The sequence below is a fragment of the Allobosea sp. P4_E12 genome (assembly GCF_056401655.1).
Genome location: NZ_JBFUIY010000017.1, coordinates 116,567 through 131,306, shown reverse-complemented (window position 1 = coordinate 131,306; position 14,740 = coordinate 116,567). Strand labels below are relative to the sequence as shown.

The 14,740-nt window shown below is 65.7% G+C and carries 16 protein-coding genes; 7 read left to right on the top strand and 9 right to left on the bottom strand.

The annotated features are described in order from the left end of the window. The first annotated feature begins 87 nt into the window (after positions 1 to 87). Positions 88 to 1,107 carry a nicotinate-nucleotide--dimethylbenzimidazole phosphoribosyltransferase gene (cobT, locus tag AC1DW9_RS21810; protein WP_441489191.1) on the top strand — a complete coding sequence of 340 codons (1,020 nt, stop codon included), beginning with the start codon at positions 88 to 90 and terminating at the stop codon, positions 1,105 to 1,107. Between the two features lie 104 nt (positions 1,108 to 1,211). On the opposite strand, the gene AC1DW9_RS21805 is transcribed toward cobT, so the two are convergent. Together AC1DW9_RS21805 and AC1DW9_RS21800 are read right to left on the bottom strand one after the other, a co-directional pair. Then, positions 1,212 to 2,540, bottom strand: coding sequence for an MFS transporter (locus AC1DW9_RS21805; protein WP_441506581.1), 1,329 nt, complete (start codon positions 2,538 to 2,540; stop codon positions 1,212 to 1,214). Between the two features lie 524 nt (positions 2,541 to 3,064). Continuing rightward, the gene (locus AC1DW9_RS21800; RefSeq protein ID WP_441489193.1) at positions 3,065 to 4,582 is read right to left on the bottom strand and encodes a sensor histidine kinase; all 1,518 of its coding nucleotides are present in this window, start codon (positions 4,580 to 4,582) and stop codon (positions 3,065 to 3,067) included. Positions 4,583 to 4,667: 85 nt separating this feature from the next. On the opposite strand from AC1DW9_RS21800, the gene AC1DW9_RS21795 reads away from it, so the two are divergent. The 5 genes from AC1DW9_RS21795 to AC1DW9_RS21775 all read left to right on the top strand — a co-directional run bounded on the left by AC1DW9_RS21795 (position 4,668) and on the right by AC1DW9_RS21775 (position 7,602). Further along, positions 4,668 to 5,219, top strand: coding sequence for a thermonuclease family protein (locus AC1DW9_RS21795; protein ID WP_441489194.1), 552 nt, complete (start codon positions 4,668 to 4,670; stop codon positions 5,217 to 5,219). A 199-nt stretch (positions 5,220 to 5,418) separates the two neighbouring features. Next, positions 5,419 to 6,030, top strand: a complete 612-nt coding sequence (locus tag AC1DW9_RS21790; RefSeq protein ID WP_441489195.1) for a glutathione S-transferase family protein — start codon at positions 5,419 to 5,421, stop codon at positions 6,028 to 6,030. Then, complete coding sequence (locus AC1DW9_RS21785; RefSeq protein ID WP_441506580.1) at positions 6,030 to 6,497, top strand: hypothetical protein; 468 nt, start codon at positions 6,030 to 6,032, stop codon at positions 6,495 to 6,497. Before AC1DW9_RS21790 ends, AC1DW9_RS21785 begins: the two co-directional genes overlap by 1 nt. After that, positions 6,494 to 6,964, top strand: a complete 471-nt coding sequence (locus tag AC1DW9_RS21780) for a hypothetical protein (protein ID WP_441506579.1) — start codon at positions 6,494 to 6,496, stop codon at positions 6,962 to 6,964. Before AC1DW9_RS21785 ends, AC1DW9_RS21780 begins: the two co-directional genes overlap by 4 nt. After that, entirely contained in the window at positions 6,961 to 7,602 is a 642-nt protein-coding gene (locus AC1DW9_RS21775; RefSeq protein ID WP_476775658.1) for a uracil-DNA glycosylase family protein, read from the top strand. Before AC1DW9_RS21780 ends, AC1DW9_RS21775 begins: the two co-directional genes overlap by 4 nt. A gap of 16 nt (positions 7,603 to 7,618) precedes the next feature. Here the strand turns inward: AC1DW9_RS21775 and AC1DW9_RS21770 are convergent, their stop codons facing one another. From AC1DW9_RS21770 to AC1DW9_RS21745, 6 genes are all read right to left on the bottom strand, one after another. Further along, complete coding sequence (locus tag AC1DW9_RS21770) at positions 7,619 to 8,485, bottom strand: NAD(P)-dependent oxidoreductase (protein ID WP_476775659.1); 867 nt, start codon at positions 8,483 to 8,485, stop codon at positions 7,619 to 7,621. A gap of 125 nt (positions 8,486 to 8,610) precedes the next feature. Beyond that, positions 8,611 to 9,327 carry an ABC transporter permease gene (locus AC1DW9_RS21765; protein ID WP_441506576.1) on the bottom strand — a complete coding sequence of 239 codons (717 nt, stop codon included), beginning with the start codon at positions 9,325 to 9,327 and terminating at the stop codon, positions 8,611 to 8,613. Continuing rightward, positions 9,324 to 10,052, bottom strand: a complete 729-nt coding sequence (locus AC1DW9_RS21760; protein ID WP_069877202.1) for an ABC transporter permease — start codon at positions 10,050 to 10,052, stop codon at positions 9,324 to 9,326. Before AC1DW9_RS21760 ends, AC1DW9_RS21765 begins: the two co-directional genes overlap by 4 nt. An 80-nt stretch (positions 10,053 to 10,132) precedes the next feature. After that, positions 10,133 to 10,909: a transporter substrate-binding domain-containing protein gene (locus AC1DW9_RS21755; RefSeq protein WP_441489200.1), complete on the bottom strand. Its 777-nt coding sequence runs from the start codon at positions 10,907 to 10,909 to the stop codon at positions 10,133 to 10,135. A gap of 220 nt (positions 10,910 to 11,129) precedes the next feature. Next, a complete protein-coding gene (gene rocD / locus AC1DW9_RS21750; protein WP_441506575.1) occupies positions 11,130 to 12,350 on the bottom strand; it encodes an ornithine--oxo-acid transaminase in 1,221 nt (406 codons plus the stop codon). Between the two features lie 131 nt (positions 12,351 to 12,481). Further along, positions 12,482 to 12,700, bottom strand: a complete 219-nt coding sequence (locus tag AC1DW9_RS21745) for a hypothetical protein (protein WP_441489202.1) — start codon at positions 12,698 to 12,700, stop codon at positions 12,482 to 12,484. A gap of 101 nt (positions 12,701 to 12,801) precedes the next feature. On the opposite strand from AC1DW9_RS21745, the gene AC1DW9_RS21740 reads away from it, so the two are divergent. Beyond that, a complete protein-coding gene (locus AC1DW9_RS21740) occupies positions 12,802 to 13,404 on the top strand; it encodes a TetR/AcrR family transcriptional regulator (protein ID WP_441489203.1) in 603 nt (200 codons plus the stop codon). A 31-nt stretch (positions 13,405 to 13,435) separates the two neighbouring features. Here AC1DW9_RS21740 and AC1DW9_RS21735 read toward each other — a convergent pair whose 3' ends face one another. Beyond that, positions 13,436 to 14,680, bottom strand: coding sequence for an MFS transporter (locus AC1DW9_RS21735; protein ID WP_441506666.1), 1,245 nt, complete (start codon positions 14,678 to 14,680; stop codon positions 13,436 to 13,438). Positions 14,681 to 14,740 lie beyond the last annotated feature (60 nt).

Sequence of the window (14,740 nt, the reverse complement as noted above, 5' to 3'; positions counted from 1 at the left end):
TTCCGCCGTCCAAGCCTATAGCAGCAGCGGCAACCCGGCGGCCACGCCGCATCCCGCCCGATTCCATCTTTCGCGAGACATCCAGCGATGCCCGCTTCCGGCCTTCCCTTCGACGACATCCGCAATCTCATCGCCAACATGCCCGGCCCCGATATGGGTGCCGCCAATGCTGTGCGGGCCCGAGACAAGGATCTTACCAAGCCCGCCGGCAGCCTCGGCCGCATGGAGGAGATCGCCGAATGGCTTGCAGCCTGGCAAGGCAAGGCGCCCCCGCGCGTCGACCGGCCGCTGGTTTGCGTCTTCGCCGGGAATCACGGTGTCGTGGCGCAGGGCGTCTCGGCCTATCCGCAGGCGGTAACGCGCCAGATGCTGGAGAATTTTGCCGCCGGCGGCGCTGCGATCAACCAGATCTGCGCGGCCTTCGATCTCGGCTTCAAGGTCTTTGACCTGGCCCTCGACCTGCCGACCGGCGATTTCACGCAAGGTGATGCGCTCGACGAGAAGGCCTGCGTCGCGACCATGGCCTTCGGCATGGAGGCGCTTGCCGGCGGGGCCGATCTGCTCTGCCTCGGCGAGATGGGCATCGGCAACACCACGTCAGCGGCTGCGATCTACGCGGCGCTCTATGGCGGCGGCGCTGCGATGTGGTGCGGGCGCGGCACCGGCGTCGACGATGACGGTCTGAATCGCAAGATTGCCGCTGTCGAAGCGGGCCTCGCTTTCCACGCCGCGCATCTGGGCGACCCGCTGGAAGTGCTGCGCCGCCTCGGCGGTCGCGAGATCGCAGCCATTTGCGGCGCGATCATCGCCGCCCGGCTGCAGCGCATCCCGGTGATCCTCGACGGCTATGTCGTCACTGCCGCCGCTGCCGTCCTGCATGCCATCGAACCGTCCTCGATCGACCATTGCCTTGCCGGCCATCTCTCTGCCGAGGGCGCCCATCGCGAAGCGCTGCTCCGGCTCGGCAAGCAGCCGCTGCTGGCGCTCGAGATGCGGCTCGGCGAGGGCACGGGGGCGGCGCTTGCGGCAAGCCTCGTCAAGGCCGCCGCCGCCATCCATTCCGGCATGGCGACCTTCGATCAGGCGCAGGTCTCGAAGAAGGACTGAAACTGCGGGAGCCTGACGGCAGCGTTGCTCCCAAGGCTCGTCTCGAACTCAGGCCCTGAGCGCGCCGTGCGGGGCCCGGGCAGCCCCGCAAATGCGCGACCTCGTCAGGTTGCGGCCTTCGTCTCGAAGGGTTCCCAGATACTGATCTGGCGCGTTTCCGGCATCAGGAAGAGGCAGAGCACGAAGCACACGGCCGGGACGGCGATCGGGTAGATCAACGCGTAGCCGACGCTCCCGGTCGCCGCGAAGGCCGCCGACGTGATGAATGGCACCAATCCACCACCCCAGCCATTTCCGATGTGATAGGGAACCGATACCGACGTGTACCGGATCCTGGCGGGGAAGTATTCGGCGAGGAAGGCCCCGACCGGCCCGTACACCATCCCGACATAGCAAACGAGGATGAAGATGATGAAGATCGCGGTCGGAAAGTGGACATTGCCGGGTCGCGTGACCGTTCCCAGCCACAGGTACAGCGGATAGTACGTGATCGCGGCGAGCAGCATGCCGCCCAGGATCACTGGCTTGCGGCCGATGATGTCGGATAGCCAGCCGAAGAAGATCAAGCTCGGGGTTGCGAGGAGCAGCGCTGCTCCCACGATGTAGGACGAGGTCAGCGGGTCCAGCTTTGAAACCTGCTGCAGGAAATACAACGCCCAGAACTGGCCGCTGTACCAGACCACTCCCTGTCCGATCAGCACGAGGGTGGCGATCCCGACATATTTGATGTTGGAGCTGAGAAAGGCTTCCTTCCAGGGGTTCCTGGTCATCTGTCCCCTGGCCTTGATCGCCTCGAAGATCGGCGTCTCCTGGAGCTGGAGCCGGATGTAGATTGCGACGGCGACCAGAAGGAAGGATATCAAGAATGGAACGCGCCAAGCCCATGCTTTGAACGTCGCCTCGCCGAAATAGGTGCGGGTCGCGATGATCACGATGAGCGACACCACGATCCCGAGCGTCGGGGAGGTTTGCAGCCAGCCCGTGTAGTAGCCGCGGCGCTCGTCCGGAACATGCTCGGCGACATAGGTGATGGCGCCGCCATATTCGCCACCCAGGCACAGGCCCTGGATGATCCGCAAACCGAAGAGAATGAATGCGGCAGTCAGACCGATGGAGTCGTAGGTCGGGATCAACCCGATCGCCCCGGTGCCCAGCCCCATTCCGCTGAGCGTAACGAGGAAGGTGTATTTGCGGCCGACCCGATCGCCCATCCATCCGAAGAGGAATGCTCCCAGCGGACGGATCAGGAAACCGGCGGTAAACAGCGCGATCGTGCTCAGTAATGCCGCGACCGGATGACTCTGCTCGAAGAACTTGACCGACAGAATGGCGGCCAGGCTGCCGAATATGTAGAAGTCATACCATTCGATGACATTCCCCACCGATGCAGCGACGATCACGCGGCGGAAATCACTCGGGATCTGGATGGGCATGGCGCCCTCCCTTTACTTCAAGGCACTTTCTCCGGTGTTTCACGCTTGATGGCTCGCACCGCGAAATCCACGCGTGACAGCTGTGGGGTGCCGTCCGCTGCGCTTGCCGTATGAAGCTCTGTATCGCTCGAGGGGAGCTCCAACGGCCATGGGCGCCGCGAGCCGTCATTCCCTCCTACCCGCCGTGAAACAAGGGCGTAGCCGCCATTTTAATCCTTAATGGGCGGTTGCGGTATCGATTTTCTACTTGAAGCCAGCTGGGCGAGCGGTGACTGCTGGACTTGCCGGGAGCGTCAAAGTGATCGCTTCGGATGCTGTCACGGTTGGCGCGGCAGCCCCTCAGATATGCCCCACCACCTGCCCCGGCAGCGTGGCGGATCGCGCGCCATGGCAGCGCTCATTCTCTCTCCCTTCGCGAGCGGGGAGGCCGTTCCGGCGATCTGCGTGATGGAACCGGGCAGTCTCGGCGGCCTCGTTCCATCCGATCGGAACTCCGCTCTGGCGAGCGCATCCCGTGCGCGCGCCTAAGCCGCCGATCGTGCCGGCTCGGGCAGCGCCGCCAGCGTGTCCATCACGCGCTCGGGCGGCAGGGTGATCGTCACTTCCGTGCCGGCGCGCGGCCTGGATTTCAGATGGAAGCCGCCATTATGGAGATCGAGCAGCCCCTTCACGATCGGTAGCCCCAGGCCGGAGCCCTGTTCGGCGGTCTTGATGGCGAGCGAACCGCGCCCGAAGGTCTGCAGCACGATCGGGATTTCATCCTCGGGAATGCCCGGCCCGGTGTCCGTGACCGAGACATATTGTCCGCCATTCGCCGTCCAGCCGACCTTGATGGTGATGTCGCCGCCCTGCGGCGTGAATTTGATCGCGTTGGACAGGATGTTGAGCACCGCCTGCCGGATCGCGCGCTCGTCCGCCCAGACCTTCGGCAGATCGGGCTCGGCCGCCTCGCGGATCGTTTGCCCCTTGGCCTTGGCGCGCAGCTTCAGCATGTGCCGGCATTCGTCGACCACGCCTGCCAGGCTGAGGGCCTCCTCGTTCAGCGCGTATTTGCCGGCCTCGATCCGCGAGAGATCGAGAATCTCGTTGATCAGGTTGAGCAGATGCTGGCCCGAGCCGTGGATGTCGCCCGAATATTCCTTGTAGGCCGGGTTGGCGTGAACGCCGAAGATCTCGTTCTTCATCACCTCGGAGAAGCCGAGAATGGCATTGAGCGGCGTCCGCAGCTCATGGCTCATCGTGGCGAGGAAGCGGGATTTGGCGAGGTTGGCCTCTTCGGCCTTGCGGCGCGCCTCGTCGGAATTCGCGGTCGCAGTCTCGAGCTCGGCGATCAGCGCGTCCTTCTCGGCGCGGAACTCGATGGTTGCGACCGAACTCGAATAGAGCCGGTGGGCGAGGAAGATGAAGAAGAGCTGGGCCGATGCCGCCATCAGCGCCATGGTGACGCTGTCGATGTCGGAGCGGCCCCAGAAGAACAGCGTGATGCCGATGGTGACCGGCCCCAGCCCGGAATACACCGCAAGCGGGATCGTCGCCGCCAGCATCACGGTCAGCGCGCTGACGACGAGCAGCGTCGTCATCACGAAGACCTTGGCGCCCGGTCCGTCGACCTGCGCGAACAGGACGAGGATCAGCGTCCAGGACAGGCCGTGAAAGGCTTCCGCCGCCGGCAGCAGGCGGCGCCAGCGCCGAATATTCACCTCGCCGGCCGGCTGCGCCAGGAAGCGGCGGCAAAGCAGGACCATGACCGCCGAGGCCAGGATGACGATGCCGAGCCAGGTGGTGACCTGGTAAGCCGGGACCCAGAGGCAAGCGGCGGTCGCGATGCACAACGCCAGGACCAGCGCGCCGACCGAGCCGTGCATCCGATACTGGGCGAAGACCCGCAGCAATTCGTAGTCGAAGGCGCGTTCGAGGCCGGTCGTCGAGGTCAGCCGCTCGCGCACGGACTTGACCTCGCGCGTGACGAGCTTGCGCCGCGCCAACGCCGTAGGGTCGGGACCGCGCCCTCGCTGGATCTGTTCGGCCGTCACTTCCGCCATAATCGGAACGCATGTACCTCTTCCGGCGGCAGACCCTGCACGCCCGGCTCGCCATTATGGTCTCGAAATCGTTAAGCTCTTACTGATGGCGCGCTTCGGATTCGGACGATCTCGGTATGGACCTTTCGGCTGGCGCCGCGTCAGCCGCCCGGTCGATCTGGTCGTCGCACTCGGGCTGCTCGGCCTGCTGGCGATTGCCGGCGCTGTCCTGCAATACAAGCTTGGCCCCGCCCGCATGCTTGCCGGAGCCGCCCAGGCGATCGATGGCGATTCGCTGCGGCTGAATGGCGAAGAGCTCAGGCTCGAAGGCATCGATGCCCCGGAATTCCGCCAGAGCTGTCGCGACAGCGCGGGCAGGGATGTGGATTGCGGCCGTGCCGCCCGCCGTGCCCTGCTGGCGCTGATCGGGCGCGGTCTCGTCACCTGCGACATCGGCCGGGTCGATCGCTACGGCCGCGGCCTCGCACGCTGCAGGCAGGGCGAGACCGATATCAACGCCGCGATGGTGCGGCAGGGCCATGCCGTCGCCTATGGTGATTATCGCAGCGAGGAAGACGAGGCGCGAGCCGCCGGGCGCGGCATCTGGGCGCTGCAGTTCGAGCGGCCGGAGGCGTGGCGCAAGGCTCATCCGCGGTAGAGCATTGGACCGAAAAGTGGAATCCGGCTTTCGGAAAATCCGATGCTTAAGCAAGGAGCTGGATCGCCGATCCTGCGTCCGAACGGACGCAGGGCGACTCTAGCGCGCATGGCTGCGCCATCACGAATGGGTTTGAAATGGTTGACCGCCGGACCTCCGCCATGGTCGGGTTCGCACGCGGTTTCCGATGAGGTTGACGATGAAGCTCTATGATGGCGGGCGCGCGCCCAATCCGCGGCGGGTCCGCATCTTCTTCGCAGAGAAGGGCGTTCCCCTGCCGGAGCTCGTGCCGGTCGATATCACCCGGAAGGAACACCTCACGCCCGAATTCGCCCGCATCAACCCGCTGAAGCGCCTGCCGGTGCTCATGCTCGACGATGGAACGGCGCTTGCCGAGACGATTGCGATCTGCCGCTATCTCGAAAGCCTGCATCCCCAACCCGTGCTCTTCGGTGGGGATGCCAAGGAACAGGCGCAGATCGAGATGTGGAACCGGCGCGTCGAGCTGGGCCTGTTCAGCAGTGTCATGTCTGTCTTCCGGCACAGCCACCCGTCGATGGCGGAGCTCGAGCATCAGGTGCCGGAATGGGCCGAGGCCAGCCGCGAGCAGATCGATGACCACCTCCTGATCATGGAGCTCCAGCTCGCGGGTAGCCGCTTCCTGTCCGGGGATCGGTTCACGGTGGCCGATATCACTGGAGGCATCGCCGTCGACTTCATGAAGCCGTCCCGGGTTCGGTTGCCTGAGGAATGCGTCAACATCCGCCGGTGGCATGACGAAGTGTCTGCGCGGCCAAGCTGGAAGGCCTGATGCGACCGGTCTTCGCCATTCTGGCGCTGCTGGTGCTGGTCCAGCCCTCCGTCGCGGCCGAACGGCTGAACGGCGAGGCGATCAAGCGAGCCTTCGAGGGCAACACGGTGAGCGGCCGCTACACCAATGGCGGGTTCTTCACCGAGTATCATGAGCCGGATGGCCGCGCACTCGGCCATAATGGCTGGCAGCCGAACAAGGATGCCTGCTGGATCACGAAGGAGGATCAGGTCTGCTACTACTATGGCCCTCCCAGCGACCGCACGGTGCATTGCTTCACGGTCGAGCTGACGGATCGGCTCTATGTCCTGCGCAATGTCTCGAACGGGCAGATCAATGCTCTTGCCACGATCGAGCCCGGCAATCCGCGCGGGCATTCCGACAAGGGGGAGCCCTGGTATTGCGACGGCCTGATCTCGCGGGCACCTGAGGTCCCGATGTCACGGCGCAGGCTTGCCTCGCGATGATGCGTCTGCTGCTCCTTGCGGCCGCGCTCATGCTTCAGGCCGCCGCCAACTCTCCGGTGACGGCCGCGGAGCGCCTGAGCGGCGAGGACATCCGCCGTGTCTTCGAAGGCAATACCGTCAGCGGCCGCTACAATAACGGCATGCCGTTCAGCGAGTACCATCACGCCGACGGCCGGGCGAGCGGACATAACCGGCACGTGCCGAACCGCGACGCCTGCTGGACGACCACACCGGACGCGGTCTGCTATTACTACGGACCGCCCGAGCAGCGTCGCACCTATTGCTTCACGGTCGAGCGCAGCGGAGGCCTCTATGTCCTGCGCAACCGGCCGAGCGGCCGCATCAACGGCATCGCCACCATCGAAGCGGGTGACCCGCATGGCTATGCGACCAGCGCCAAGATCTGGACCTGCGACGGCCTGATCTCGCAGCGGCGCGGGGAGCCGTCCCGTCTGGCGGCGCGATGAAGTCGGATCGGGAGCGCCCATCGGAAACGCTCGCCGCGGTGCTGCAGAAACTGGCTGCCTGCCGCATCTGTCGCGACGAGCCGCGCTTCCAGCCGCCGCTTCCGCATGAGCCGCGCCCGGTGATCCAGGCCTCGCCGACGGCCAGGCTCTGCATTGCCGGCCAGGCGCCGGGCACCCGCGTCCATGCCAGCGGCAAGCCGTTCACCGATCCGTCCGGTGTCCGGCTGCGGCAATGGCTCGGGCTCGACGAAGCGGCGTTCTACGACGCAGCCAGGGTCGCGGTCGTGCCGATGGGCCATTGCTTCCCGGGGCTCGACGCGCAGGGCGGGGATCTGCCGCCGCGCCGCGAATGCGCACCGATCTGGCGCTCACGCGTGCTTGCGGCGATGCCGCAGGTCGAGCTCGTGCTCGCCATCGGCCGCTATGCGCAGGCCTGGCATCTCGGCGCGAAGGCGGGCGCCAATCTCTCCGCCACGGTCGCGGGCTGGCGCGCGATCCTGGCGGAGCCGCGCCGCCCCCGCGTGCTGCCGCTGCCGCATCCCTCCTGGCGCAACAACGCCTGGCTGAAGCGCAATCCCTGGTTCGAGGCGGAGCTTCTGCCGGTGTTGCGCGAGGAGGTGGCGCGGCTGGTCCTGTGAACGCGGAGAGCCCCGCTCAATCCTCGAGGCGCGCAATCAGGCTGGACGTATCCCAGCGCCTGCCGCCCATCTTCTGGACTTCGGCATAGAACTGGTCGACCAGCGCGGTGACCGGGAGCTGGGCGCCGTTGCGACGCGCCTCCTCGAGCACGATGTCGAGGTCCTTGCGCATCCAGTCGACGGCGAAGCCGAAGTCGAATTTCCCGGCATTCATGGTCTTGCCGCGGTTCTCCATCTGCCACGAGCCGGCGGCACCCTTGGAAATCACCTCCAGCATGGACTCGACATCGAGGCCGGCGCGCTTGGCGAAATGAATGCCCTCGGACAGCCCCTGCACCAGTCCGGCGATGCAGATCTGGTTGACCATCTTGGTGAGCTGGCCAGAGCCGGCCGGGCCCATCAGCTTACACATCCGCGCGAAGGCACCGATCACCGGCTCGACCCGGGCATAGGTTTCCGGGGCGCCGCCGCACATCACGGTCAGCACGCCGTTCTCGGCGCCGGCCTGGCCACCGGAGACCGGTGCATCGATGAAGCCGAAGCCGCCGGCCTTCGCGGCCGCGTCGAGTTCGCGGGCGACGCCAGCCGAGGCCGTGGTGTGGTCGACGAAGACAGCGCCCATCGCCATGCCCGCAAAGGCTCCGGCTTCGCCGGTGGTCACGGAGCGCAGATCGTCGTCATTGCCGACGCAGGCGAAGACGATCTCCTGGCCCCTGGCCGCCTCGGCCGGTGTCGGGGCGGATCTGCCGCCATGCTGCGCCACCCAGGCCTGGGCCTTGGCCGCGTTGCGGTTATAGACGGTGACGTCGTGGCCCTTGGCCTTGAGATGGCCGGCCATGGGGTAGCCCATGACGCCGAGACCGAGGAAGGCAACCTTAGCCATGTTCCGCTCCGCTGATAGGTTCTGGTTTCGCTTCGGCCTGTAGCGCGCGCGACCCGTAGGGGGAAGTCGCGCGGACGCCAAGGCACTTTGTCAGGAATGGAGAGGGGGCGCGCGGCGCGCCCCGCTCAGCGTAGCGCCATATGCCGCGTCAGCCTGAGTTCCAGCCGGTCCCAGACCCGCCGGATCACCTCGACCAGAAGAAGATAGATCAGCGCGGCGTAGAGATAGATCGTGAGATCGAAGGACCGGGCGAAGGCGAGCCTTGTCGCGCCCATGAGGTCGAACAGCGTGACGAGCGAGGCGATTGCGCTGGCCTTGATCATCACGATCAGCTCGTTGCCGAGTGGCCTGAGCGCCAGGATCATCGCCTGGGGCATGATCACAAGGCGCAAGGTCGACCAGCGATGCAGCCCGAGCGCCATGGCGCCTTCGAACTGGCCGCGCGGGATCGACTGGATGGCGCCGCGCAGGATTTCGGCCTGATAGGCGGCCGTGTTCACGGTGAAGGTCAGCAGCGCGCAGTAGAACGGCTCCCGGAAGAACCACCACAGCCCGACATCCTGCCAGAACAGCCGGAATTGGCCGAGCCCGTAATAGACCAGGAAGAGCTGGCACAGCAGCGGCGTGCCGCGGAAGAAGGTGGTGTAGCCGTTGATCGCGGCCTTGGCCCAGCGCGGCCCGTAAAGCCGTGCGATGGCGAGCCCGAGTGCCAGCACAAAGCCGATCGCGACCGAGATTATGACCAGCTCGAAGGTCACCCACAGGCCGCTCGCCATCCGGCAGCCGTAGTTCTGGAAAACCTCGCTGCCGAAGAGATAGCCCGGATATTCGCACCAGCTCATCGCGTCGCTCCACCAAAGGCAGCAAAGCCGCGATTGGCGCGGATCTCGAGACGCCCGACGCCCCAGGCCGAGATCAGCGAGAAGAACAGGTAGATCAGCATCGCCGCACCGAAGAACAGGAACGGTTCCTTGGTCGCGACATTGGCGCGGGTGGTGATGAACATGATGTCGGGCAGGGTGATGACCGAGACCAGCGAGGTCTCCTTCAGCAGCACCATCCAGTTATTGCCCAAGCCGGGCAGCGCCACCCGGATGAGCTGGGGGAAGACCACGAGGCGGAAGGCCTGCCCTTTGCTCAGGCCGAGCGCGGCGGCGGCCTCGCGCTGGCCCTTCTGGATCGAGTTGAGGGCGCCGACCCAGACCTCGCTGGAGAAGGCGGAGAGCACCACGCCGAGCGCCACCATGCCGGCGACGAAGGGTGGCATGCTGAAATTGCCGGGCAGGCCGAGCGAGACCCAGGCCTTCTGCAGCACGATCTGGATGCCGAAATAGATGATGTAGAGCGTCAGAAGCTCCGGCACCCCGCGGAAAACGGTCGTGTAGACCGTGGCCAGCCAGCGCAGAACAATGTTCTCGGAGCGCTTGCCGAGCGCGACGATCAGGCCCAGCAGCAGGCCGAAAGGCAGGGTTGCCAGCGCGATTGCGATGGTGATCCCGGCGCCCTGGAGCAGGGCGAGGCCCCAGCCGCCGTCGCCGAAACCGAGCAGTGCGAGTTTGTCGAACATGGATAAGCCGGCGAGGGGAGGGAAATGGACCACCGCCGGCGCGCGAGGCACGCCGACGGGGTTCGGTCAGCCGGCTATTGTCACAGGATAGGGAACTTGAACCACTTGTCCTGGATCTTCTTGTGCGAGCCGTCGGCGATCGATTCGGCGATCGCCTTGTCCCACATCGCCTTCAGTTCAACATCGGCCTTGCGCACCGCGCCGGCCGTGCCGGGGCCGTGGATGGTGGCGTCACGCGGAACGTCGGCCGCCTTCTTGCAGCAATCCTTGCCCTTGCCATTGAGGAAGTCCTCGAGCGAGAGCGAGTCGGCGATGATGTAGTCGAGCCGCCCATTCGCCAGGTCGAGATTCGCCTCTTCCTGGGTCGGGTACAGGCGGATGGTCGAATCCTTGTAGAACTTCTCGAGGAAGTTGGCGTGGATGGTCGAGCCCTGCGTGCCGATGGCCTTGCCCTTCAGGGCTGCCGGCGAGATGTCGGTTCCAGCCGACTTGGCGCTGATCGCCCAGATCGGGGTCTTGGTGTAGACCGCGGTGAAGTCGACCTGCTTCTTGCGCTCATCGGTGGCGTTCATGCCGGCGATGATGATGTCGTATTTATTGGCGAGCAGCGCCGGGATGATGCCGTCCCAGTCCTGGACCACCCAGGTGCATTTCACCTTCATCTTCTCGCAAAGCATGTTCGCGTAGTCGATCTCGAAGCCTTCGAGTTCCTTCTTGGCGTTGAGATTGTTGAAGGGGGGATAGGCGCCTTCGGTGCCGATCCGGATCTCCTTCCACTCCTTTGCCTGGGCCAGGACGCCAGTGGCGCCGGCAGCCGTCAGCACAGCGGCGGCGATCAAACGAACGAAACCTTTCATGGTACCTCCCACAGGTTTGACCGGCCGGGCGTTTCGAGTTCCCGTGTCCGGCTTGTGCTTACAGATTGTGCGATCCTGTGCCCTGCCCGCAAGTGGGGGCATGCAGCTTTTCTGAGCGAAGCCGCTTAAAGGGGAGGCAGCGCAAATCATTGATTTTATTGATTGTTTATGCCCCTGTCTGATTCCGCGCGGATTGTGCCTGCGCGCTTCGACACCGTGCTCAGGCTGCGCTGGCCCTGCGCTGTCCGCCAAACGCGGCAAAGACTGCCTCGCAGCGGTCGAGTCCCCAGTCCAGTTCCGCCCGGCTGATCGTCAGCGGCGGGGCGAATCGGATGACCGTCTCGTGCGTTTCCTTGGTCAGCACGCCGGCGCTGGCCAGTGCCTTGACGAGCGCCTTGGCGGAACCCACTGCCGGATCGATATCGACGCCGATCCACAGACCGGCTCCCCGGACGTCCCGCGCGATACCGCGGGTCATCGCGGCAAGGCGCTGCTTCATGTGAGCGCCCTGTTCGGCGGAGCGCTGCACCAGCCGCTCTTCCTCGATGATCTTGAGCGACTCCAGCCCGATCGCGGCGGCGAGCGCGTTGCCGCCGAAGGTCGAGCCATGCGAGCCGGGCTCGAACAGGCGCATGACATCCCGAGAGGCAAGGAAGGCCGAGACGGGATAGACACCGCCGCCAAGCGCCTTGCCGACGATCAGGCCGTCCGCTCGGATGCCCTCATGCTGATGCGCGAACCAGCGCCCGGTGCGTCCGAGCCCGGACTGGATCTCGTCGAGGATCAGCAGGACGTTGTGGCGGTCGCAGAGTTCGCGCAACCGCTTGAGATAGCCCGCAGGCGGCATGACGATGCCCGCCTCTCCCTGGATCGGCTCGATCATGATGGCGGCGGTGCGGGGGGTGATCGCCGCCTCGACGGCCGCTGAATCACCGAAGGGCACCGTCACGAAGCCCGGTGCGAAGGGGCCGAAACCGTCGCGATAGCTGTTCTCGGAGGAGAAGCCGACGATCGTCGTGGTACGCCCGTGGAAATTACCCGCGGCGACGATGATCTCGGCCTGATCCCTGGCGATATCCTTGACCCGGTAGCCCCAGCGCCGTGCCGCCTTGATGGCGGTTTCGACCGCCTCGGCGCCGGTGTTCATCGGCAGCGCCATGTCCTGGCCCGATACGGCGCAGAGCTTCTCGAGGAAGGGGCCGAGAGGTTCGCAGTGGAAGGCCCGGCTCGTCACCGCGAGCTTGCGCGCCTGTTCGCTCAGGACCTTGAGAATACGCGGGTGACCGTGGCCCAGGCTGACGGCCGAATAGCCGCTCATCATGTCGAGCCGTTTCACCCCGGAGGTATCGGTCAGCCAGACACCCTCGCCATGTGAGAGCATGATCGGCAGTGGCGCGTAGTTGGCGGCACAGACCTGCTGCTCGAGCGCGATTGCATCCATGGTCGTTCTCCCTCGTTCCAGCGAGGGTAAATCTGCCGAGACGACCGGTTCGTGTTGGAATCAGCTCCATCGGCGGCCGATTCTGTCGAGTGAGCGACAGAATCGGACACGCCAGCGCCGCATGGACGTGGCTAGGCCGTGCCGCGACGCGCGATCGGTATGACGAGATAGACCATGCCGAGCACCATGGGCGGCACGGCCAGCGCGGTGACCGACCAGGTCGACCAGCCGGCCGTCAGGGGAGCAAGCAGGCTCAGCAGGGCGTTGATGAGAAGATAGGCGCCGACCATGAGCGTGCCCAGGAAGCGAAGCCTGGCGAGGATGCCGGGGAGTGATGACGATTGAGACATGCTCTTCTCCAAAACGAAACGTACCGTTTCGATATATTGATATGCACAGCCCGTTTCGTTATGCAAGAGGCGGATGACATAAAGGAGTCGCGTCGTCACTCATGAGCGGGATCGATCAGCCCACGCCACGGCGCGCCTCGATTGGGGCCAAGCGCAGTCCGGCCTCTGAGGCTGCGATTCTCGCCGCGGCCCGCGCCGTGCTGGCTGAAGGGGGCTATGCGGGTTTCTCGATCGACGCCGTCTCCCGGCGCGCGGGTGCCGGCAAGCCGACGATCTATCGGTGGTGGAAGACGCGCGCCGATCTGCTCATGGACGTCTATGACGCCGAGAAGGCGTCTATGCTGACGCAGCCGATGACGGGGGACCTGACGGGGGACCTGGTCGCCTATACCGAGGGGCTCTGGGACTTCTGGTCGGCAACGCCATCAGGCCGGACCTTTCGCGCCCTCATCGCCGAAGCCCAATCGAACAGCGCCGCTCTCGACGCCCTGCGCCTGAAATTCCTGCCGAAGCGGACACTCCACCTGAGCAAGCTCTTCACCGCTGCGGCCGGGCGAGGCGAGATTGCCGAAAGCGAGATCGAGACGCGGCTCGCGCTCTATATCGGCTTCAACTGGTACTATGTCCTGACCGACCGCCTCGACGAGGGGCGGGCGGCCATTCCTGCGGCCATGAGTCTGATCGCAGCGCCAGCGTCCCGCTGACGGGACGCTTGGCAGGGGCTTATTGGAGACGCTATTCGCCCGGGGCGAGCGCTGCCCTGCCTGCCTCGCTGGCCTGCATGTCCCACAGCGTCAGCAGCCAGATCGCGAAGCCACCGAGCGCGAGCGCGCTGCCGACCCAGCCCGTCGAGGTCCAGCCATAGCCGGAGGCAATCGCCATGCCGGCGAGCAGGGGGCCGAGCGCATTGGCGAGGTTGAAGGCGCTGTGGTTCAACGCGGCAGCGAGGGTTTGCGCGTCCTCCGCGACATCCATCAACCGGGTTTGCAGAGGCGTGCCAAGGCCGCCGCCACAGCCGATCATGAAGACCACGATCGAGACGGTCCAGATATTGCCGGCGGCGAGCGGAAACAGGGCGAGCGAGGCCGCGCTCCAGAGCAGGATGCCACCGACCGACGGCATCAGGGCCCGGTCCGCCGCCCAGGCACTGACGATCGTGCCAACGGTCATGCCGAGCCCGAAGATGGCGAGCACGACCGGCACCATGCCCGGCGCGACATGCGTGACCTCCATCAGTGTCGAGGCGACATAGGTGTAGACCGCGAACATGCCGCCGAAGCCGATCGCGCCGATCGCCAGCGTCAGCCAGACCTGCCTGTGCCGAAGCGCGCCGAGTTCGCGCAGCGGGCTCGCCCCGGGCTGCGGCCTGTCCTTCGGTGCGAACGCCGCGACCAGAATGACGGTGAGGAGGGCCAGGGCCGCAACGACGCCAAAGCCCCAGCGCCAGCCGAGCGCGAGGCCCAGCCAGTTGGCGAGGGGCACGCCGAGAATGGTGGAGATCGTCAGCCCCAGCATGACGCGGGCGACCGCCTGCGAACGCCGGTTCTTCGGCACCAGCGAGGCGGCGACCAGGGCTGCGACGCCGAAATAGGCGCCGTGCGGCAGGCCGCTGAGAAAGCGGAAGACGAGCATCCAGCCATAGGTGGGAGCAAGCGCGCTCAAGCCGTTGGTGATGGCGAAGGCCGCCATCAGCCCGATCAGCAGCGTCCGCCGCGAGAGTTTTGCCGCGAGCACTGCGATGACGGGGGCGCCGGCAACGACGCCGAGCGCATAGGCGCTGATCACGTGCCCGGCGGTCGGCCCGTCGACGCCGAGGCCGACTGAGAAATAGGGCAGCAGGCTCATGACCGCGAATTCGGCCGTCCCGATGGCGAAGCCACCCATCGCCAATGCGAACAGAACGAGGCTGGTGCGTTGAGCCGGCGCGGCAAGCGATCCTGCTGGGCGCGCGACAGCCGCTCCCGTGCTGGAGGAGGTCATGGAATTCGTCCGGGTGATGAAGGCGCGATGCTGCGGCGCGATGTTCACGCTGCGCTGCAA